Source organism: Aeromonas sp. QDB18 (assembly GCF_027705325.1).
Lineage (GTDB): Bacteria > Pseudomonadota > Gammaproteobacteria > Enterobacterales > Aeromonadaceae > Aeromonas > Aeromonas caviae.
Window position 1 is genome coordinate 1 of sequence record NZ_JAPDBQ010000029.1, and the last position, 21,215, is coordinate 21,215.

The 21,215-nt window shown below is 62.8% G+C and carries 17 protein-coding genes, 1 pseudogene and 1 riboswitch; of the genes and pseudogenes, 9 read left to right on the plus strand and 9 right to left on the minus strand.

What is annotated here, in order from left to right; translation table 11 throughout:
- Positions 1-76: 76 nt before the first annotated feature.
- Positions 77-1,150 (minus strand): annotated as a pseudogene (locus tag OKC30_RS06850) (UDP-glucose dehydrogenase family protein); the annotation flags it as partial.
- Between the two features lie 293 nt (positions 1,151-1,443).
- Here OKC30_RS06850 and OKC30_RS06855 point away from each other — a divergent pair.
- Positions 1,444-2,052, plus strand: a complete 609-nt coding sequence (locus OKC30_RS06855) for a YitT family protein (RefSeq protein ID WP_010673223.1) — start codon at positions 1,444-1,446, stop codon at positions 2,050-2,052.
- A 97-nt stretch (positions 2,053-2,149) separates the two neighbouring features.
- On the opposite strand, the gene OKC30_RS06860 is transcribed toward OKC30_RS06855, so the two are convergent.
- The 3 genes from OKC30_RS06860 to OKC30_RS06870 are packed head-to-tail and all read right to left on the minus strand — an operon-like array spanning position 2,150 to position 4,830.
- Positions 2,150-2,941 (minus strand): heme ABC transporter ATP-binding protein, encoded by a 792-nt coding sequence (locus tag OKC30_RS06860; protein ID WP_039040038.1) that lies wholly within the window; start codon positions 2,939-2,941, stop codon positions 2,150-2,152.
- Positions 2,942-2,956: 15 nt separating this feature from the next.
- On the minus strand, positions 2,957-3,988 hold the full coding sequence (locus OKC30_RS06865; RefSeq protein ID WP_042881318.1) for a FecCD family ABC transporter permease: 1,032 nt from the start codon (positions 3,986-3,988) through the stop codon (positions 2,957-2,959).
- Complete coding sequence (locus OKC30_RS06870; RefSeq protein WP_119197366.1) at positions 3,985-4,830, minus strand: heme/hemin ABC transporter substrate-binding protein; 846 nt, start codon at positions 4,828-4,830, stop codon at positions 3,985-3,987. Before OKC30_RS06870 ends, OKC30_RS06865 begins: the two co-directional genes overlap by 4 nt.
- A 167-nt stretch (positions 4,831-4,997) precedes the next feature.
- Here OKC30_RS06870 and hutX point away from each other — a divergent pair, with 167 nt between their 5' ends.
- On the plus strand, positions 4,998-5,510 hold the full coding sequence (hutX, locus tag OKC30_RS06875) for a heme utilization cystosolic carrier protein HutX (protein WP_160837338.1): 513 nt from the start codon (positions 4,998-5,000) through the stop codon (positions 5,508-5,510).
- On the plus strand, positions 5,507-6,064 hold the full coding sequence (gene hutZ / locus OKC30_RS06880; RefSeq protein ID WP_010673228.1) for a heme utilization protein HutZ: 558 nt from the start codon (positions 5,507-5,509) through the stop codon (positions 6,062-6,064). The genes hutX and hutZ overlap by 4 nt, the downstream gene beginning before the upstream one ends.
- 65 nt (positions 6,065-6,129) lie before the next feature.
- Here the strand turns inward: hutZ and OKC30_RS06885 are convergent, their stop codons facing one another.
- The 3 genes from OKC30_RS06885 to OKC30_RS06895 are packed head-to-tail and all read right to left on the minus strand — an operon-like array spanning position 6,130 to position 8,111.
- On the minus strand, positions 6,130-6,537 hold the full coding sequence (locus OKC30_RS06885; protein ID WP_119197367.1) for a hypothetical protein: 408 nt from the start codon (positions 6,535-6,537) through the stop codon (positions 6,130-6,132).
- Between the two features lie 39 nt (positions 6,538-6,576).
- Positions 6,577-7,128, minus strand: a complete 552-nt coding sequence (locus OKC30_RS06890; RefSeq protein WP_039040040.1) for a cysteine hydrolase family protein — start codon at positions 7,126-7,128, stop codon at positions 6,577-6,579.
- Between the two features lie 14 nt (positions 7,129-7,142).
- A complete protein-coding gene (locus OKC30_RS06895) occupies positions 7,143-8,111 on the minus strand; it encodes a ChaN family lipoprotein (RefSeq protein ID WP_119197368.1) in 969 nt (322 codons plus the stop codon).
- A gap of 195 nt (positions 8,112-8,306) precedes the next feature.
- Between OKC30_RS06895 and OKC30_RS06900 the strand changes: the two genes are divergently transcribed.
- The 4 genes from OKC30_RS06900 to OKC30_RS06915 all read left to right on the plus strand — a co-directional run bounded on the left by OKC30_RS06900 (position 8,307) and on the right by OKC30_RS06915 (position 18,322).
- The gene (locus OKC30_RS06900) at positions 8,307-10,400 is read left to right on the plus strand and encodes a TonB-dependent hemoglobin/transferrin/lactoferrin family receptor (protein ID WP_119197369.1); all 2,094 of its coding nucleotides are present in this window, start codon (positions 8,307-8,309) and stop codon (positions 10,398-10,400) included.
- 260 nt (positions 10,401-10,660) lie between these two features.
- The gene (locus OKC30_RS06905; protein WP_160837336.1) at positions 10,661-11,803 is read left to right on the plus strand and encodes a 3-phenylpropionate MFS transporter; all 1,143 of its coding nucleotides are present in this window, start codon (positions 10,661-10,663) and stop codon (positions 11,801-11,803) included.
- Between the two features lie 63 nt (positions 11,804-11,866).
- Positions 11,867-15,328: a hybrid sensor histidine kinase/response regulator gene (locus OKC30_RS06910; RefSeq protein WP_119197370.1), complete on the plus strand. Its 3,462-nt coding sequence runs from the start codon at positions 11,867-11,869 to the stop codon at positions 15,326-15,328.
- 198 nt (positions 15,329-15,526) lie between these two features.
- Positions 15,527-15,613, plus strand: a riboswitch (cyclic di-GMP riboswitch).
- 132 nt (positions 15,614-15,745) lie between these two features.
- Positions 15,746-18,322: a glycosyl hydrolase family 18 protein gene (locus OKC30_RS06915; RefSeq protein ID WP_160837339.1), complete on the plus strand. Its 2,577-nt coding sequence runs from the start codon at positions 15,746-15,748 to the stop codon at positions 18,320-18,322.
- 140 nt (positions 18,323-18,462) lie between these two features.
- Here the strand turns inward: OKC30_RS06915 and OKC30_RS06920 are convergent, their stop codons facing one another.
- Together OKC30_RS06920 and crp are read right to left on the minus strand one after the other, a co-directional pair.
- Positions 18,463-19,263, minus strand: a complete 801-nt coding sequence (locus tag OKC30_RS06920; protein WP_270809579.1) for a putative RNA methyltransferase — start codon at positions 19,261-19,263, stop codon at positions 18,463-18,465.
- Between the two features lie 127 nt (positions 19,264-19,390).
- Positions 19,391-20,029, minus strand: a complete 639-nt coding sequence (gene crp, locus OKC30_RS06925; protein ID WP_010673237.1) for a cAMP-activated global transcriptional regulator CRP — start codon at positions 20,027-20,029, stop codon at positions 19,391-19,393.
- A 374-nt stretch (positions 20,030-20,403) separates the two neighbouring features.
- Between crp and OKC30_RS06930 the strand changes: the two genes are divergently transcribed.
- Together OKC30_RS06930 and OKC30_RS06935 are read left to right on the plus strand one after the other, a co-directional pair.
- A complete protein-coding gene (locus OKC30_RS06930; protein WP_041211191.1) occupies positions 20,404-20,808 on the plus strand; it encodes an OsmC family protein in 405 nt (134 codons plus the stop codon).
- Positions 20,809-20,856: 48 nt separating this feature from the next.
- Positions 20,857-21,156 (plus strand): hypothetical protein, encoded by a 300-nt coding sequence (locus OKC30_RS06935; RefSeq protein ID WP_010673239.1) that lies wholly within the window; start codon positions 20,857-20,859, stop codon positions 21,154-21,156.
- Positions 21,157-21,215 lie beyond the last annotated feature (59 nt).

Genomic DNA, 21,215 nt, shown 5'->3' on the forward strand with positions numbered 1-21,215 from the left:
AGAGCCGGCTGGAATGACGACTATCGGGCTCAGTTATTCTTTGGTTAAAATATCAACAAAGTGTGCTCCCGCCCTGCTCGGGGTCGAACGCCTGCACCTGGCCTCCTGCCGCCCAGATCGCCTCCATCAGCACCCTGCTCGGGGCTTCGCGCATGTCGTCGGTATTGGGTTTGAAGGCGAGTCCCCATAACGCGAAGGTGCGCCCCGACAGACTGGCACCAAAATGGTGGTGCAGCCGGGTCATGAGCCTGTGCTTCTGCGCCTCGTTGACCTGCTCCACCGAGCGCAGCAGGGGGGTCTCGCACCCCGCCTCCTTCGCGGTGTGGATCAGCGCCCTGACATCCTTGGGGAAGCAGGATCCGCCATAACCGCAGCCCGGGTAGATGAAGTGGTGGCCGATGCGCGGATCGGCACCAATGCCCTTGCGCACCTCCTCGATATCGGCGCCCAGGGCTTCGGCCAGGGTGGCCATCTCGTTCATGAAGGAGATGCGGGTCGCCAGCATGGCGTTGGCGGCGTACTTGGTCAGTTCGGCGCTGCGTGCATCCATCCGCAGGATGCGGTCTCGCTTGCGGTTGAAGGGGGCGTAGAGCTCCTCCAGCAGGGAGAAGGCGTGATCGGAGTCGGTGCCGATGATGATGCGATCCGGCCGCAGGCAGTCGGCGACGGCGGCGCCCTCCTTCAGAAATTCGGGGTTGGAAACCACGTCGAGCGGAAGATCGAGACCACGGTCGGCGAGGCGCTCCGCAATGTGTCGCCGTACCCGGCTGGCGGTGCCGACAGGGACAGTGCTCTTGTTGACCACCACCTTGCCCCCTTGCATCAGGCGGCCTATGGTGTCCGCCACCGTCATCACCTGATGGAGGTCGGCGGATCCGTCCTCGTCCGGCGGCGTTCCGACCGCGATGAAGATAAGCTCGGCAAACTCCACCGCCCGTGCCGGGTCTGTGGTGAAGATCAGGCGGCCGGCCTGATGATTGCGCAGCACCAGAGGGGCGAGGCCGGGCTCGAAGAGGGGAATGTGTCCCGCTTTCAGGGCCGCGACCTTGTCGGCATCCACATCCACACAGATCACCTTGTGACCCATCTCCGCCAGTACGGCGGCCTGAACCAACCCGACATAACCTATTCCGAATACGGTTACTCTCATCCGCTGTTGTTCCGCTGGCAGTGACAAGCGACTCATTCTAGAACGATTCGGGCGCGGGGGGCAGCGGCCCGTTTCAGGTTTTTCAGCATCAGGCCGGCGGTGAGTGTGGGACATTTTGGTGCAAGGATTGTAACGCCTGGATGACGCGCACCATTTTGGCGCGTGAAGGGCGGGACTTGTGATCCATCTCACTCAAATTGGAGACTGTCGGCATAACGAAGCCCCGGTTAACGGGGCTCGCTCCGCCCGACGGGCGGCCAACACTCTCTTGCTTCGCGACTGGATACCTGGTTATGGACAACACTTCACGCTCTGCGCACCCGCTCTATGAGGATGTGCTCGCCTTGCTGACCGCAGCAGGCTTCGTTTCCCTCGGCATCTTCCTGTTCCATCAGGTCGGCCTGCTCACCGGTGGCACCGCCGGCCTGGCGCTGCTGCTGCAACAGGTGACCGGCATCAGCTTCGGCCTGCTGTTCTTCGCCATGAACCTGCCTTTCTATGCCCTGGCCTGGCTCAGAATGGGGCCGCGCTTCACCCTCAATACCTTTGCTGCCGTGGCCACCGTCTCATTCATGACGGATCACCTCAACGCCGTGCTGCAAATCGGCAAGATCGAACCCGTCTATGCGGCGCTGATCGGCGGCACCCTGATCGGCATGGGACTGCTCATCATGTTCCGCCACAAGGCGAGCCTGGGGGGCTTCAACATCCTGGCGCTCTTCATTCAGGACAGATGGGGTGTGCGGGCAGGCAAGCTGCAAATGGGGCTGGATTGCGCCATCGTGGTCGCCTCTTTCTTCGTGGTCTCCCCCTGGCTGCTGGTGCTTTCCGTGGTGGCAGCCATCATCTGTAACCTGGTGTTGACACTCAATCACAAGCCGGGGCGCTACCAGATAGCCTGATGTGCCCAGGGGGATTGCCCTGCAGGTCAGCCCAAGGCTGGATACCGCAAAAAGACAGAGCGCCTGATGGCGCTCTGTTGCTATCTGCCCCTGGGTGTCACACCACCATGGGGACGCCGCTCTCGGGGTGGTGGATCACCTGTGCGGGGTAGTCGTAGAGGCGCGCGATGAGCTCCGGAGTCAGCACCTCGCCTGCGTTGCCGTCAGCCATCAGCCTGCCCTGCTCCAGCATCACCAGCCTATCGGCGTAGCGGGCTGCCAGATTGAGGTCGTGCAACACCACCAGCACGGCGGTGTTGCGACCGGCCAGCGCCCGGGCCATGGCGAGCAACTGGTGCTGGTATTTGAGATCCAGCGCCGAGGTGGGCTCGTCCAGCAGCAGCAGCCGCGCTTGCTGCGGTTCCTCCGGGGCCTGCCAGATCTGGGCCAGCACCCGGGCGAACTGCACCCGTTGACGCTCCCCGCCGGAGAGGCCGGGATAGAGGCGGTTCGCCAGATGGTCGACCCCGGCGTGGGTCATGGCGGCGCGGACTATTTCGTCGCGCCGGCTGGCAGGCTCGCTGTGGGGCAGCCGACCCATGGCCACCACCTCTTCGCACAGGAAGGGGAAGCTCAAGGAGGAGCTTTGCGGCAGCACACCGACCCGGTGGGCCAGAGCGTTGCCGGCCCACCCCCTGCGGGTCTGGCCGAACAGGTGGATCTCCCCTTCATGTTCCAGCTCGCCGGTCAGGCACTTGAGCAGTGAGCTTTTGCCCGCCCCGTTGGGGCCGAGCAGGGCGGTCAGGCTGCCAGCATGCAGGTCGAGATCCAGGCTGTCCAGGATAAGCCGGTTGCCACGACTGAGGCGAAGACCCCGGCAACTGAGCAGGGGGGAGGGGGATCCGGGCAAAGTGGCGATCTCCTGTTACAGGGTTCGGCGGCTCTTGACCAAGAGCCAGATGAAGAAGGGGGCACCCAGCAGGGCGGTGATGATGCCGACCGGCAGCTCGGCCGGTGCGAGCAGGGTGCGTGCCAGCATGTCGGCCCCCAGCAGCAGGCCAGCCCCCAGCAGGGCAGACAGCGGCAACAGGCGGACATGGTTGGGTCCGGCCAGCAGCCGTACCAGATGGGGAACCACCAGGCCGACAAAGCCGATCATGCCGGCCACCGCCACCGCCACGCCGACACCGGCAGCGGTGAGCAGGATGAGGCGACGCTTCAGCATCTGCACGTTCACCCCCAGATGCCGGGCCTCTCCCTCTCCCAGCAGCAGGGCGTTGAGGGGATTAGCATCGCGCATGAACAACAGCAGCAGGGCGGCCAGGGTCAGCAGCGCCAGCGTCACATCGACCGGCTTGCCTGCCGCCAGGGAGCCCATCTGCCACAGGCTCAGGTTGCGCAGCATCTGATCGTCCGCGAGATAGGTGAGCAGTCCGATGACGGCGCCGGAGAGCGCCGTGATGGCCACCCCGGCCAGCAGCATCACGGTGACCGAGGTGCCCCCTTCCCGGGTACCCAGCAGATAGACGAGGGTGGTGGTGAGGGCTCCGCCGAGAAAGGCGAGCAGGGGCAGCAACCCCAGGCCGAGCAGGCTCTGCAGGTGCGAGCCCAGCGGGGCGAGCAGCACGATGGCCAGGGCCGCGCCGAGTGCCGCGCCACCCGACACCCCTATGATGCCGGGGTCTGCCAGGGGGTTGCGAAACAGTCCCTGCATCACGGCGCCGCAGAGGCCGAGAATGCCCCCCACGGCGATGCACAGCAGGGTGCGTGGCAGACGGATCTCCTGCACGATCAATAATTTGTGAGCCTCAATCCCGCTCTGTGGTCCGGCAAACAGGGCGCGCAGGCTCTCACCAAGGGAGAGGGACATGGGGCCGGTCGCGAGGGACCCGACCAGCAGCAACGCCAGCGCGCAGCCGGTCAGGGCGAGCAGCCAGGGCAGAGGCAGGCGCATCAGGAACCCTGCTTGATCCACTGGGCGATCTGGTTCGCCTGTTGCAAGGAACGAAGGCTGAGGCCCCCTTGCAGGGCATGTCCGTCGATGGCGTGGATAGCCTTGTTCTTGCCTGCCGGGGTGGCTGACAGGGCGGGCACCTGACTCAGGACGGCGTCGGGATCCTGATACTGCTGCCAGTCGCGGCCGCTCACCAGCACCAGATCAGGTTGCAGCTCGATGAGGGATTCGGTGGAGACGGGCTTGTAGTCGTGGAGCCCAGCCACCGGATTGACGCCGCCCGCCAGGGTGACGAGGGCGCTGGCGGTGGTGTTGCCACCGGCGATGCTGGTGGGCTGACCCTTGTGCAACAGCAGGAAGGCGACCTTGAGGGGCTTGTTCTGCTTCGCCTGCGCCGCCAGGGTGTCGCTCTGGGCGGCAATCTCCTCCTTGAGCTTGCTCCCTGCCGCCTGGTCACCCAGGAGATGGGCCAGGGTGTCGATACGCTCGTTGAGGTTGGCCAGCGTAGGGGCTGTGGCCATGACCTCGACCTTGACGTTGGCACGGCGCAACTGATCAAGCGTGCTGTTCGGGCCCATCTCGTCGCTGCCGACCACCAGGGTCGGAGAGAGACTCAGGATCCCTTCGGCGGCGAGGGCGCGGTGATAGCCGACCTTGGGCACGCCTCTGGGCTCCGGACTGCTGACATCGGTGGCGACCAGGCTCTGCTCGCCCCCCAGCGCCAGGATGAGTTCCGTGGTGGCGGGGCCTATGCTGACGATACGCTCCACCGCCATGACGGATGGGGAAGAGAGGGAAAGGGCACAGCCGAGCAGGCTGAATGCGAGGGCAATACGACGGCCCATGCGAACCTCCGAAGGGTGAATGAAATAGGGTTGCCGCCGAGAATATCAAGTCGTCCATCAAAATGCACTGAGAATGAAAGCGATTATCAATTGCGTTACTTGGGGCGCTTTATTACAGTATCCGCCGCGACACCGAGCACCATCGCCAGATCATCCAGGGAGAACCGATGAGCATTGCACAACGCATTCATGCGCTGCTGGAGCAAGACCCGAGCGCCCACCCGTCCACCCTCGCCACCGAGCTGGCCGTCAGCGAATGGGAGGTGGTACGCCATCTGCCTGCCGCCCTGATGACGCAAGTGCCGGCCGGGGAGGCCGAAGCCCTGCTGGCGGACCTGGCCAGCTGGGGTCAGGTGACCACCATCGTCGAATCCGATGGATCCATCTTCGAGGTGAAGGCTCCCTTCCCCAAGGGCAAGAACGCGCGCGGCTACTACAACCTGATGGGGCGGGACGGGGAGCTGCACGGCCACCTCAAGCTCGACAACGTGGCAGGCATCGCCCTGGTCAGCAAGCTCTTCATGGGCAAGGAGGGGCACTCCTTCCAGTTCTTCGGCCACAGTGGCCGCTGCATCTTCAAGATCTACCTGGGCCGGGACGAGCAGCGTCAACTGCTGCCTGAGCAGGTGGAGCGTTTCATGGCCCTGCGCCTTCAGTATCAAGAGGAAGTGAAAGCATGAGTGAACGTCAGGAGCGCCTGCAAAACCGCCTGCAACCGGAGATCCGCGAGTTCCGCGACGGTTGCCGTACCCTGCAGCTCGCCACTGTGGATGGCGAAGGCAACCCCAATGCCAGCTATGCCCCCTTCGTGCTGCAGGAAGATGGATACTATGTGCTCATCTCCGAGATAGCTCGCCACGCCCGCAACCTGCAACAGGTGCCCAAGGTATCGCTGATGCTGATCGAGGACGAAACCGGTGCCCGCGAGCTGTTTGCCCGCAAGCGTCTGACCTTCGATGCGGTCGCCGAGGTGGTGGCCCGCGACGACGCACGCTGGGAGAAGGCCGTTGCGGCGCTGGAAGGGCGCTTCGGCGAGATAGTCAAAGGGCTCTCCAACCTCAAGGACTTCGTGCTGTTTAGGCTCAAGCCCGAGCAGGGACTGTTCGTCAAGGGATTCGGTCAGGCGTTCCGTGTCTCCGGCGACGAACTGGTGGACTTCGTTCACCTGGTGGAAGGGCACAAACGCATCGACAATGGCGCCGAGCTGACCAGCCCGGCGGATGAACCCGTTTGAGGGAACAATTAGCGAGATGAGAAAACGGGCAGCCTGGGCTGCCCATTTTGTTGTTATGTCCCGGGTTACTCTTGCCAGCCTGCCTGGTTGGGGAAGGCATCGCGATCGGCCTGGGTGGCGCTCTCGTTGCATTCCCCGCGGATCTTCCAGGAGGTCTGGCTGAGGACGATATAGCCGCTTCGGCAATACTTGCGCGTGGCCAGCATCTGGGTGAGCTGCTCGTCCTGCAGGGCTTCCCGGCGTTCCAGCAGGCTCTTGTCGCGGCGGCTCAGCCGGTTGTCATCTCCCTCCTGCAACCGGGTGGGCAGGCCGTCGAGAGGGGCGGCCTCGAAGGTGAAGCGCTTGCTCCCGTCGTCGCTGATATGGGTGTGGAACAGGGGGGCCGGGCCATCGGGTGCTGCCCCCGGCAATCCGGAGCAGGCGGTGAGCGCCGGTAACAGCAGCGTGAGGGCAACGGCAGAGAGTAGACGCACACAAGACTCCAATCGGGTGTTCACATCAGGACGGGCAGCTTAACACGCCCGCTCGGGTTGAATGGTGGCCAGCAGCTCATCCGTCGTGAGCAGGGTCACGCTTCTGCCTTGAGGCAGGCTCAGATGCCGCCACATGAAGTGGTGGTGCTGGATGATCTGCTCCGCACTCAGGTGCGGCCTGTCCGCCGTGGTATGGGCGTCGGTCACCGCAAAGGCGTCAAAGCCCCTGGCGGCGGCGCTGCGCAACGTGGTATCGACGCAAAAGTCGGTGGCACAGCCGCAGATGAGCAGTCTGTCTACCGACTGCTCTGCCAGCAGGAAGCCGAGCTCGGTATCGAGGAAGCTGTCACAGGCGGTCTTGCGCACCCGGCTGTCGTGGGGAGATGGGGCCAGATCGGCGTGCAGTTGCCAGCCCGCACTGCCAGGTTCCAGTTCGGAACCCGGTTCGTCGTGTTGCACATAGATGACCCGTCCGTGTTGGCCCCGCACGCGATCGGCCAGACGATTGATGTTGGCGATGACCTGGGCATCCTGATGGCGGGGGTTATCGAACAACCCCTGTTGCATGTCGATGACGAGTAGCACATCCATATGAAATCCTTGGGCTATTTTGAGGGTTGCAACCATTGGCTGCAGTCACGGCTTCGGGATTGATGCAGTGCGCCCATATCTTGCTTCATTTCCTTTGCATTTAGCCAGCGTTCCGGCAGGGGAGCGATGTGGACCCTGACATCTGCGTCTCTCCCGGGGGCTGTCTCGTCACCGGTTTGCGGCACGATGAGCGCCACCTTGAGTGCCGGATTGCGGCTGGCGATGCGACTGGCGATCCCGAGTCCCCCCTCCACGTGGAAGTTGCCTGCGATATGCATGATGCGCCTGCCGGGATGCTTGCCCAGATAATCCACCATGCTTTCGGCCATGGTGTCGTCCCAGCTGGTCTGGGCGGCGAAGCGACGGGCGTTGCCGTCCGCATCCCCATGGTGCATAGAGGCCATGAACTTCTGGCGGTAGCCGTCATCCCCCAGAGTCAGCTCGCGGGCAAGCTGGCTGCGGCGATTGGCCGGCAGTTTGTCGAGCCAGGCCGGTCCCTCCTGACCGACGCAGCTCACCAGAGGTTTGGGGGCATTGGCGGCAATCACTGGCAGGTGCTGCGCCTTGGCGAACTCCACCAGAGGGCGGTAATCACTCTGGTAGTTGGGCCAGGCATGGCCATCTCGAATGAGGGCCGATTCGCCGATGCGTCCGGCCAGGTAGGCATCCAGCACCGGCTGATCGGCGCGGCTGAACTGCTCCATGGAGAGCACCAGGGCCCGGCCATCGGCTTGCGACATCTCGTCAAGCCCTGCCAGCAGACGGGCCTGCAACAGATGGATGGCCGGGTGAGTGTGAAGCTCCCCCACCAGCACGATGTCGGCATCCGCCACCCGCGTCACCGCCTGCTCGAAGGTCAGCGCCTGCCCCTGGGCTGTATCGAGCCGAGCGTGATAGAGGGTCTCGGGTGGGGTGTTCTGTGGCGTGGTGGCGCAGGCGGCCAGCAGCAGGGGTAGGGCGAGCAGGGGGAGTCGTCGGATCATGGTTACTCACTCAAGAAACAGGGGATGGGAAAAGGCTGCACCATGGGATGGCGGCATGGCGAGCAAAAAGTGGCGCCAGTGTAAGGGGGAATGACGATAAAGTGAAATGAGAATGATTCACTTTATTATTGATCTTTGTCTCTGGCGGGATAATATGCCTTCCGCTTGATAATAATTCTCAATAAGGACTTTGCAGTGGCGCACAACAACACCCCCTCCCTGATAGCCCTCGCCGTGGCGGCCGGGCTGATCTCCCCCGCTTTCGCCGCAGACAAGAAAGCCGATGAAGTCATGGTCGTCAGCGGCTCCCGGATGGAACAGAAGCTGGAAGATGTTTCCGGTCCCATCGGCGTCATTACCTCGGAGCAGATTGAAGAGCAGGTCGTCAGCAACGTCGCCGATCTGTTCCGCTATGAGCCCGGGGTGAGCGTGCAGGGAGGCGCAGGAGATGCCCAGACCTTCACCATTCGCGGCATGAGCGAAAACCGGGTCAAGGTGGTGCAGGACGGTGTGCGCCAGAACGATGCCTACAAGAATGGCGGCGTGGGTCAGACCTACTTCGACACCGACATGATCAAGCAGGTGGAAGTGGCCAAAGGGCCGGCCTCCGCCGCTTACGGTTCCGATGCTCTGGGAGGCGTCATTGCCATCACCACCAAGGATGCTGGCGACTTCCTCAAGGGCCGCGGCAGCTATCTGGATGCGACCACGGGTTATGCCTCCAGCAGCCACCAGAGAATGGCCGGCATCACGGGGGCGCTGCGCACCGGGGAAGTCGAGAACCTGCTGCGCTACACCTGGCGCGATGGCGGTGTCACCCAGAATTATGACGGCGACAAGAACGAGTTCGACATCGTCAGTCAGGCCGTGCTGTTCAAGAGCAAGTGGAATCTCTCCGATGATCAGTTCCTGAAACTGACGGTGGATTACTTCACCGAGGGGCAGGATCCGGATGCCATCGATCTGACCAAGGCGGGCTCCGTCTTCAACCAGCCCATTACCGACAAGGAGACCGACAACCTCTCCCTGGTACTGGATCATGGCCTCGCCCTGAACGCCCCCTGGGCGGATCGCGTGGACAGCAAGATCTACTACAGCCGCGCCAAGCAGACCCTGGATCAGTACGCTTCGTCCAAGTATCCGGTCATGCCGGGCAACCCCTATGTGACCAAGAACTCCCTGGATCACAACGGTTTCGAGCAGGAGAGCCTGGGCGCCCAGGTGAAGTTCAACAAGGCGCTCGCCAGCCAGCGTCTGGCCTGGGGCCTGGAATACGAGCATACCGACAACGAGCGCACCCGCTTCAAGGCGCCGACCGTGCCGGGGGATTTCGTCGGCTACAACGAGCTGAGCTTCCCCTCCACCACCACCGAGCGCAGTGCGCTCTGGGCCTTTGACGAGATCAAGTTCGGCGAGCGCTGGGTGCTGACGCCGGGAGCCCGCTACGACTACTACCGGATGAACCCGGATCAGGATCCCGCCTACACCGGCGAGAACCTCAAGCGTTTCTCCGAAGGGGAGTTCTCGCCCAAGCTGGGGCTGGTGTTCAAGGCGCACGAGGCGGCCAACCTGTTCGCCCAGTACAGCCACGGCTACAAGACCCCCATGTATGACAATGCCTTCTCGACCCTGAACCACCAGGCATATGGCTATCGCATCGAGCCCAACCCGAACCTCAAGCCCGAGAGCAGCGACGGCATCGATCTGGGGGTGCGCGGCAGCCGTGGCGGGTTCAGCTATGAAGTGGCCACCTTCTACAACAAGTTTGAAGACTTCATCGAGTTGGCCGGGGTCGGCACCGAGGGCCGCACCGCGCTGTATCAGTATCAGAACCTGGACAAGGCGACCACCAAGGGGGCCGAGGCCAAGGCGGACTACTGGCTGAACGATCTGGTCAACGTCTGGGGCAACCTGGCCTACATCGAGGGCAAGGATGGCGAGGGCAACTACATCAACAGCCTGAGCCCCCTGAACGGCAGCGTCGGAGTGCGTCTGGAGCAGCCGAACTGGAACATCAACACCGCCCTGCGCTTTGCCGACGACATGGACAAGGTGGGCAAGGATGCGCGAGGCAACGACAACATCAAGAGCGCAGGCTGGGGCGTGGTGGATCTCTATGCCCAGTTCAAGCCGGTGCAGGACCTGCAGCTCAACGTGGGGGTGTTCAACCTGTTTGACAAGGAGTACGTGAGCTACGAGAGCATCACCGGCCTTGCCGCCACCGCGGATACCAGCAAGCAGACCGAGCCTGGCCGCAACCTCAGTGCACGGGTCAAGTACGTGTTCTGATGGTCGTGGACCAGCATGAAGGAAAAGGGGCCCTCGGGCCCCTTTTGTCATGAAGGTCGGCGTCTGCAAAAAAGAAACCCGCCAGGGGCGGGTGGAAGGATTGCAACACTCATCAGGAAGCGGTGTTACCCAATAGACAGGGGGATGTGACAAAGGTTCAACTTTATTGATATTTATGGTTTTTATCTGTCATGCTGCCTGGGGATCCCCGTCCCGAAATCGGTTATCATTTGTGCCCCTTGTCCCGCTGCCGAGCCCCTATGCCCGCGTTCTCCTGGTTAGCCCTGTTTTTTGGCGCCTTCTACTTCGTTTATGGCGCCTACCTGCCGTTCTGGTCGCTCTGGCTGGAAGGCATTGGGGTGAGGACTGAACAGATAGGGCTGTTGCTGGGGGTGGGCATGGCCATCCGTTTTGTCGGCAACCTGATGGTGATGGGGCGAGTCAAGGGTGCCGGCCAGTTGCTGCCCGTCACCCGCCTGCTCTGTCTGCTGAGTCTGCTGGCCTTCCTCGGTTTCTATCTGGGCCACAGCCTCTGGTGGCTGGTGGTGCTGACCCTAGCGGCCAACTTCATCTACCCGACCCTGATGCCCATGGGAGAGGCACTTGCCACCCGCATGGTGGTTCAGACCCACCTCGACTACGGCAAGGTGCGGCTGTGCGGCTCCTTTGCCTTTATCGTCGCCTCCACCCTGGTGGGGGCCCTGGTGGGCAACTTTGGCAGCGACTGGGTGCTGCACACCATGGTGGCCGGGCTGCTGATCATGCTGGGGCTCAGCCTGCTGCCGCTGCGACCCGCCCCCCGGGAGCTGCAAGGGGAGCGGGCCAAGGCCTCGCTGCTCGTCACGCTCAGGTCGGCCCCGGTGCGCCGCTTCCTGCTCATCACCGCCCTGCTGCAGGGGAGCCACGCGGCCTACTACGGTTTCAGCGCCATCTACTGGAAGAGCGCCGGCTACAGCGGCACCCTGATCGGGTATCTCTGGGCTCTGGGAGTGGTGGCGGAGATCGCCATGTTCGCCGCGGACAAGCGCTTCCTCCAGCGCTTCGGTGCCCAGACCCTGTTTCTGGTGGGGGCCCTTGGCTGCGTGGTGCGCTGGGTGCTGCTCGGCAGTTCTACCGACCTGGCGGTGCTGGTGCTCGGCCAGCTGCTGCACGGGGTCACCTTCTGCGTCAGTCACCTCGGCGCCATCCGCTTCATGACCCGCCAGTTGCCTGCGGAGCAGCAGATCCCCACCCAGGCGCTCTATGCGGCCCTGGGCCTTGGCATGACGGTGGCGGCCCTGATGGCGATCTGCGGCGTGCTGTTCGAGCCGCTGGGGGGCGGCATCTTCTTTATCATGGTGCTGGTAGTGCTGCCGGTCTTCGTGTTGCGGCTGCGTGAAGAGAGCCCTGAACAGGGCCGATGACACAGGTCTGCCGGTCTCTGGCGCGGCAGACCTCCGACTTATCTGGACAAGGGAAGTAGAGAGATGCACCAAGGATGGCTGCTGATCGGGTTGTCGCTCGCCTATCTGGGCTTGCTGTTCCTCATCGCCTATGTGGCGGACAAGAACAAGCGCCGTCGCCCCAAGGGGCAGCCTCTGCTCTACAGCCTGTCGCTGGCGGTCTATTGCACCTCCTGGACCTTCTTCGGCACAGTGGGCCAGGCCAGCGAATCCCCCTGGTCGCCGGTGCCCATCTACCTGGGCCCCATGCTGGTGTTCCTGTTTGGCTGGCGCCTGCTGGCCCGCCTCATCCTGGTGGCCAAGCGCGAGCACATCACCTCCATCGCCGATTTCATTGCCGCCCGTTATGGCAAGTCCCAGCGCCTGGCCATGGTGATCAGCCTCATCGCCGTCATGGGGATACTTCCCTATCTGGTGCTGCAGCTCAAGGCGATCGTCACCGGGCTCGATCTGCTGATGGCCAACAGCACGGGGGTCAGCCCCACCAGCAACATGGCGGAGCTGGCGCTGGGGGTCACCCTGCTGCTGGCCCTGTTCAGCATTCTGTTTGGCACCCGCAACCTGGATGCCACCGAGCACCACAGGGGCATGGTGGTGGCCATCGCCTTCGAGTCCGTGGTCAAGCTGCTCGCCTTCATGGCGGTGGGGGGCTTTGCGCTCTGGCTCATCATCGCCAGACCGAGCGAGGCGCGTACCCTGGTGGCGGGCGACTTCCTCGATGCGGTGGTGGCGGTGACGCCGGGCGGCCTGCTGGAGCTCGCCATCTACACCCTGATCGCCATGTGCGCCGTCATCTGCCTGCCGCGCCAGTTTCACGTGACCGTGGTGGAGAACAACCAGGGGCAGGATCTGCACTGGGCCCGCTGGATCTTCCCCCTCTATCTCTTTCTGATGGGGCTCTTCATCTGGCCGCTGGCGCTGGCAGGCAAGCAGTGGGTCGGGGCAGACATGGCCTCGGACACCTATGTGATAAGCCTCCCCATGTCGCTCGGCTACGACGGCATGGCGATGCTGGCATTTCTCGGCGGCACCTCGGCGGCCACCGGCATGGTGATCGTCTGCACCATCGCTCTGGCCATCATGGTCAGCAACGATCTGGTGTTGCCGGTCCTGCTGCGCCGGGTCTGGCAACAGGGGCGGGACGAGCGCCTGATGCGGTTGCTGCTGCAGGTGCGTCGGGGCGCCATCTTGTTGATTTTGCTGGCGGCCTGGGCGCTTTATCTCTGGCTCGGGGATCTCACCAGTCTGTCGCGCATCGGCTATCTCTCGTTCGGGGCCGTGGCCCAGTTCGCACCGGCCCTGCTGCTTGGCCTGTACTGGCGTCATGGCAATCGCAAGGGCGTCTATCTCGGGCTCGCCCTCGGGGTCAGCCTCTGGTTCGTGACCCTGCTGGCGGAGAGCGGACTGCTGGCAGGCTCCCCCCTCGAAGCCCTGCTGGCGCCCCCAGACTGGCCGGCGGTGCGGGATCTGAGTCTGGGGGCCTGGTGCCTCTTCCTGAGTCTTCTGCTCAACCTGGTCGGCTATGTGGCGGGCTCCCTGCTGTCTCGGGCGGCGGTGAGCGAGCGGCTGCAGGCCGCCAACTTCGTCGGCAAGACGAGCCGGGATACCTCGGCGCTCTATCATGCGCGGGTCTCGGTGAAGGAGCTGGAGATGCTGGCGGCCCGCTTCGTCGGTTCCAGCCGCGTCAAGCGGGCCTTCGGCCGCTTCGCCGGCGAGCGGGGAGGCACCCTGGCGCCCCAGATGCAGGCCTCCGCCGAGCTCATCGCCCACACGGAGCGACTGCTGGCCGGGGTATTCGGTACCTCGTCCGCCCGCCTGGTGCTGGCCTCCGCCCTGCAGGGACGCAACATGCAGCTCGAGGAGATCGCCACCATAGTGGACGAGGCCTCCGACATGTTCCGCTTCAACCGCGGCCTGTTGCAGGGGGCAATCGAACACATGGGGCAGGGGATCTCCGTGGTGGACAGGGAGCTCAGGCTGGTGGCCTGGAACCGACGCTACATCGAGCTGTTCTCCTATCCCCCCGGTCTCATTCAGGTGGGCCGTTCCATCGAGGAGATCATCCGCTACAACGCTGGACAGGGGTTGTGCGGCCAGGGAGACATCGAGGCCCAGGTGGCGCGGCGGGTTGCCTTCATGAAGCGTGGCAGCCCCCATGTCTCGGCGCGGGAGCGTCCCGATGGCCGAGTCATCGAGATGCAGGGCAACCCCATGCCTGCGGGGGGCTTTGTCATGACCTTCACCGATATCACCCCGTTCAGGGCGGCGGAGCGGGTGCTGCGGGAAGCGAACGAGCACCTGGAGGCGCGGGTGGCCGAGCGCACCCACGAGCTCTCCGAACTCAACCGCCAACTGCTGCTGGTAAACCAGCAGGTGGAGAGGGCAAATCAGTCCAAGAGCCGGTTCCTTGCGGCGGTGAGCCACGACCTGACCCAGCCGCTGAACGCGGCCAAGCTCTTTACCTCCTCCTTGCTGGAGATGCTGCCCCCGGAGGACGAACCGGCTCGCATCGCTCGTCACATCGACGACGCCCTGGGGGCGACCGAGGATCTCATCACGGATCTGCTGGACATCTCGCGCCTCGAGGCGGGCAAGTTCAAGGCGAAGAAGCTCGATTTCGCCCTGAGCGATGTACTGGACAATCTCAAGGCGGAATTCGGCGTGCTGGCCCAGGCCGGTGGGATCCAGTTCTCCGTGGTGGAGAGCCGCCTTGCGGTCTACAGCGATGTGCGCTTGCTGCGGCGGGTGTTGCAGAACTTCCTCACCAACGCATTTCGCTACAACCCCGGCGGTCGGGTGCTGCTCGGCTGTCGCCGCATGGGGGATAAGGTGCGCATCGAGGTGTGGGACAACGGCCCCGGCATCCCGGAGGGCAAGCAGGAGGCGATCTTCGACGAGTTTTCCCGCCTCGATCACTCCCGCACCGCCAGGGAGCAGGGGCTTGGCCTCGGGCTCGCCATCGCCCGCGGCATTTCGCTGGTGCTGGGTCATCAGCTCTCCCTGCGCAGCTGGCCCGGAGCGGGGTCCGTCTTTGCCATCACCCTGAACCTCGCGACCCGGCCCGTCATCCCCAGCCAGGTGACGACCCCGGCCCTGCGAGACAGTCAGCTGGAAGGGGTCAGGATCCTCTGCATCGACAACGAGGAGGATATCCTCATCGCCATGGCCTCGCTGCTGGGACGCTGGGGCTGCGAGGTGCGCTGTGCCCAGAGCCTGGAGCAGGCGGAAGAGATCATCGGCGGCGGCTTCCTGCCTGCGCTGGTGCTGTCGGATTATCACCTGGATGACGGCAAGACAGGGTTGCAGGCGCTGCACATGATCAGGCTGGCCCACGGCAACGGTATCGGCGGCATCATCATCAGTGCGGATCGCAAGAGCGAGTTGCAGGCACAGATCCGTGAGCACGGCTTCGGCTACGTGAGCAAACCGGTCAAACCTCTCAAGCTGCGCGCCCTGATGAACAGCCTGCTGATGCCGGTTCAGTGACTGGTCTCACAGAATCGAGCATTGGCTGAACATTTTCTGGATGCCATCCAGACGTCATGATCGACGATGATGCCTATTTCGTCGCCACTTTCCAGATTTGGTGATAATTGAGTCTTGTTGGGTGTCACTTTTGGCAGGTGGCACCCGGGCGACTCTCCTCTATAGTCATTCGGCGATTATTTTTGTCGCAAATCAAGTTGTGCAAAAAGGCAAACCGGATGAAAGTCCGGGACGCAAAGCTTCCGGCCTAAGGGTCTGCGTACCTAGGATAGCGGGGCCACCACAGGTTGTATCGTCCATGGGCCAAGCCATGGTTGCGATGTTGTCTGCGTTACCTGGCAGGTTGCGTTGCCTTTTTCGTTGTTAATTCCAATAACGAAATAAGGAAGTTCAAATATGTTAAGTCCATAACTTTCCCTGCTGGCGCTTCTGGTCGGGGGGCTTTGCACTACCTCCGCCTTCGCCGCTGCCCCGGGCAAACCCACCATTGGCTCCGGCCCCACCAAGTTTGCCATCGTTGAAGTCAATCAGGCCGCTTCGGCCTACAACCAGCTGGTGACCGTCCACAAGGATGGCGCTCCCGTCAGCGTGACCTGGAACCTCTGGTCCGGTGACGTCGGACAGACCGCCAAGGTACTGCTCGACGGCAAGGAGGTGTGGTCAGGCCCGGCCTCCGCCGCGGGTACCGCAAACTTCAAGGTCACCAAGGGGGGGCGTTACCAGATGCAGGTGGCCCTGTGCAACGCCGATGGCTGCACCCTCTCCGACAAGAAGGAGCTGATGGTCGCCGATACCGACGGCAGCCACCTGGCGCCGCTCAATGCGCCCCTCAAGGAGAACAACAAGCCCTACGCCAACAAGTCCGGCAAGGTGGTGGGGGCCTACTACGTGGAGTGGGGTGTCTATGGTCGCAAGTTCACCGTGGACAAGATCCCGGCCCAGAACCTGACCCATATCCTCTACGGCTTCACCCCCATCTGCGGTGGCAACGGCATCAACGACAGCCTCAAAGAGATCTCCGGCAGCTTCGAGGCGTTGCAGCGCTCCTGTGCGGGTCGCGAAGACTTCAAGGTCTCCATCCATGATCCCTGGGCGGCGATCCAGATGTCCCAAGGCAACCTCAGCGCCTGGGATGAGCCCTACAAGGGCAACTTCGGCAACCTGATGGCCCTCAAACAGGCCCACCCGGACCTCAAGATCCTGCCGTCTGTCGGCGGATGGACCCTCTCCGATCCCTTCTATTTCCTGGGTGACAAGACCAAGCGCGATACCTTCGTCGCCTCGGTCAAAGAGTTCCTGCAGACCTGGAAATTCTTCGACGGCGTGGACATCGACTGGGAGTTCCCGGGCGGACAGGGGGCCAACCCCAGCCTGGGCGGCCCGAATGACGGCGCTACCTATGTGGTGCTGATGAAGGAGTTGCGAGCCATGCTCGATGAACTGGAAGCCGAGACCGGCCGCCAGTATGAGCTGACCTCGGCCATCAGCGCCGGCGGTGACAAGATTGCCAAGGTGGATTATCAGGCGGCCCAGCAGTACATGGACCACATCTTCCTGATGAGCTACGACTTCAGCGGCGCCTTCGACCTGACGAATCTGGCCCACCAGACCAACCTCTTTGCCTCCAGCTGGGATCCGGCCACCAAGTACACCACCGACAAGGGCGTCAAGGCGCTGCTGGGTCAGGGGGTGACACCGGGCAAGATTGTGGTGGGGGCGGCCATGTATGGCCGTGGCTGGACCGGAGTGAAGAACTACCAGGCCGGCAATCCCTTCACCGGCACCGCTACCGGACCGGTGAGCGGTACCTGGGAAAATGGCGTAGTGGATTACCGCGACATCGTCAACAACCGCATGGGCGCAGGCTGGGAGCAGGGTTATGACGAGTCGGCCGAGGCCCCCTATGTCTTCAAGGCCAGCAGTGGCGACCTCATTACCTTCGACAACGACCGCTCGGTCAAGGCCAAAGGGCAGTACGTGCTGGCGAACCAGCTCGGCGGTCTGTTCGCCTGGGAGATTGATGCGGACAACGGCGACATCCTCAACGCCATGCACGAGGGGCTGGGCCACGGCGAGGGTACGCTGCCGCCGGTCAACAAGCCGCCGGTTGCCAATGCCGGCAGCGATCTGAGTGCCACCGGCCCGGCCGAGGTGACCCTCAACGGCAGCGCCTCCTACGATCCGGAAAACGGGGCGCTGACCTACAGCTGGAAACAGGTCTCCGGACCCCAGGCCAGCCTGCTGGATGTTACCCAGGCCAAGGCCCGTGTGGTACTGGATGCCGTCAGCAGCGACATCAATCTGGTGTTCGAGCTGACCGTGACCGACGATCAGGGGCTCTCGGCCAAGGATCAGGTGGTGGTCACCAACAAGGCGCCGCAGCCGAACCTGCCTCCCGTGGTCAGCGTACCGGCCAGTGCGACCGTCGAGGCCGGCAAGCAGGTGAGCATCAAGGCCACCGCTTCCGACCCCAATGGTGATGCCTTGAGCTATCAGTGGACAGTGCCGGCCGGGCTCAGCGCCACCGGTCTGGACAGCGCGACCCTGGTAGTAAAGGGCTCGAACGTGACCAGTGACACGGCCTACGATCTGACCCTGGTGGTCACCGATGGGGCGCTGGATGCCACAGCCGTTACCCGCCTGACCGTCAAGCCGGCCAGTACAGGTGGTGGCTGCGAGGCCAGCGATCCGGATGCGGCCAACCACCCGGCCTGGAGTGCAGGTACCGTCTACAACACCAATGACAAGGTGAGCCACAAGCAACTGGTGTGGCAGGCCAAGTATTGGACCCAGGGCAACGAGCCGAGCCGCACCGCCGATCAGTGGAAACTGGTGAGCCAGGTACAACTGGGTTGGGATGCCGGAGTGGTCTACAACGGCGGTGATGTCACCAGCCACAACGGCCGCAAGTGGAAGGCCCAGTACTGGACCAAGGGCGATGAGCCCGGCAAGGCCGCCGTCTGGGTCGATCAGGGCGCGGCGAGCTGCAACTGATCTGCCGTGATGAGAAATGGGGCCGAGGGCCCCATTTTTGTCTTGCTGCGTGGTTGGGTGTCTCTTCCCTGTCAGGGAAAAGGCGTACTTGCTTTGTCAAAAAGGCCCGTCAGGGCCTTTTTTCATGGTATATCACCGGTTCACAGCGGTTTTTGCCACAGGCTGAGCAGCAGATCCTGCTCGAGGGCGTCGGGCCCCTGGTGGGTGAAGGCGTGGCGATGCTCGCCGCTGGCACGCCAGCCGAGGCGACTGGTCTCCAGAATGTGCTCGCGCAGGCCCTGATCCAGCGCCGTACTGAACTGGGCGCGTTGCTGGGCAACATTGACAAGCCCGGTGAGGGCGGGCCAGCTCAGGGGATGTTCCATGCTCACCGGATTGAGGCTGACGCGCAATTGCCACTGATGGCGAGGGCCTGGCTGCACGTGGAGCAGATAGCCGCCCGGCGCCAGCCAGCTGACCAGGAGTTCCGTCTTGACCTTGAGGTCGTTGACCAGCAGCACCTGGGCCGTGCCAGGCAGCAGCGGGGCGCGCGCCGGGTCGGCGATGACGAACTGGCCTTCCGGTTGCGCCTTGTTGGCGGCGAAGATGGCATTCTTGGCCAGATCGAAACCGCCGACCTGCCAGCCGGGCAGCCGCTCAGCCAGGGCGCGGCAGTAGTACCCCTCGCCGCAGCCGAGGTGGACAAGTTCGCGCTCGCCAAGAGGAGCGAGCAGGTTCGCCATGGCGTCCACCAGAGGCAGTTGGTGGCCTTGTTCCAGGAAGCGGCGCTTGGCGCGCAGCAGGGCCCGGCTGTCGCTGTCCTTGGGGTTCTTCTTGCCGGGGATGAGGTCCAGATAGCCTTCCGGTGCGGGATCGAAGTGGTGTTTGTTGTCGCAATAGACCCCGCGGGAGGCGGCATGAAGGTGCAGGGGGCTGCGGCAAAGGGGGCATTGAAGGTGCATAGGAGTTCTCTTGGCGAAGGCCATGACGGCGGGGCGTTCGGGATTATAGGGGAGAGGATCGGAAAAGGCTGCCATGGGCAGCCTTTTTATCCAACGGCGCTGTGCGGGCGCCGTCGGCGGAACCCGGTCAGCGGGTACCAAACACCACTATGGTCTTGCCGTGGGCGGAGATGAGCTCCTGCTCTTCCAGCATCTTGAGGATGCGGCCGACGGTTTCACGGGAGCAGCCGACGATCTGGCCGATCTCCTGGCGGGTGATCTTGATCTGCATGCCATCCGGGTGGGTCATGGCATCCGGCTGTTTGGCCAGGTTGAGCAGGGTCTGGGCAATGCGGCCGGTCACGTCCAGGAAGGCGAGGTTGCCGACCTTCTGGCTGGTGTGCTGCAGGCGTTTGGCCATCTGGCCGGATAGACGCATCAGGATGTCCGGGTTGACCTGGATCAGCTGGCGGAACTTCTTGTAAGAGATCTCGGCGACTTCACAGGCGCCTTTGGCACGCACCCAGGCGGAACGCTCCGGATTCTCGTTCTCTTCGAACATCCCCATCTCGCCCAGGAAATCCCCCTGATTCAGGTAGGAGAGGATCATCTCCTTGCCTTCGTCATCCTTGATCAGGACGGCGACGGTGCCCTTGACGATGTAGTAGAGGGTTTCCGCTTTTTCACCGGCGTGGATCAGGGTGCTCTTGGCGGGATACTTATGAATGTGGCAATGCGACAAGAACCACTCAAGGGTGGGATCGCTTTGCGGTTTGCCAATGATCATGAGACTTCCTCTGTAGTGTCATTTTTATGGACTGTGCGTCCAGGCAAGTTGCCAAGCTTGCCATTCCTTACTCTTTGGTCGCAGTAGAATAAGAGCCTTTGCCTGTGCTGACAAGGCTTTGGGGTTTTGCCGTCCACCGGTGAGCAGCCATCTGCTGCGTCGTCCGGGGCATTCTAGGCAAGAAGAGGAGGTCGGATGTTGATTTCGATCTATTTCCCTTTGGGTCGTCGTCCGTTTCGCAGGAGAGGCTGCTGTCGCCACAAACGGGGCTTTATCGTCGGGAACGGGCAAGATCCTGGCGCATGTGCCACTCGACCCCGGCTTGAGGTATGCTATGGGCGTTAGAACCGTCGTCATTGAGAGGAAAGTGAGAGATGAAAGCCAAGGTCAGCTGGGTGGAAGGCATGAAGTTTGTGGGGGAGAGCGAGTCCGGTCATCAGGTGACCCTGGATGGCGCCAACCCGGGTGAAGGTGCCAGCCCGATGGAGATGATCCTGCTGGCTGTCGGCGGTTGCAGCTCCATCGATGTGGTCTCCATTCTGGAGAAGGCCCGTCAGTCAGTGACTGCCTGCCATGTCGAACTGGAAGGGACCCGCGCCGATACCGTTCCCCGGGTATTTGAGCAGATCCACCTCAAGTTCGTGGTGACCGGCAAGAGTCTGGCGGAGAAGCAGGTCGCCCGTGCGGTGGATCTGTCCATGGAAAAATATTGTTCAGTTTCCCTGATGTTGGAAAAAGCGGTAGAAATTACCCATAGTTATCAAATTCTTGAGGGTTAACCGCTAAAGTTTGTCCCGTCGATAACGCCATGACATAAGGAAAGTGCGATGAAAAAAATGATGATGTTGCTTCCCCTGTTCGGTCTGGCCGCCTGCAGCATGCCGCAGCCGACCCAGTATCAATACAGCCAGTATCAGTGCGGGGAAGAGTTGCTGGCCATCACCTATGATGCCCAGGCCGACATGGTGCAGTTCCCTTATGCCGGTGTCTATCACAAGCTGGGGCGCATCGAGTCGCCCAAAGAGACTGCCAGCTATTCCGACGGGGTGACTACCTTCTCCCGTCAGGACAAGCAGGCCACCCTGGTCAAGAGCGGTGTGACCCAGCTGACCTGCGAGTTGAAGTGACCCTGATGCCGTCACGGCGTGCATGGAAAACGGCCTGCGTGAAGCAGGCCGTTTTTGTT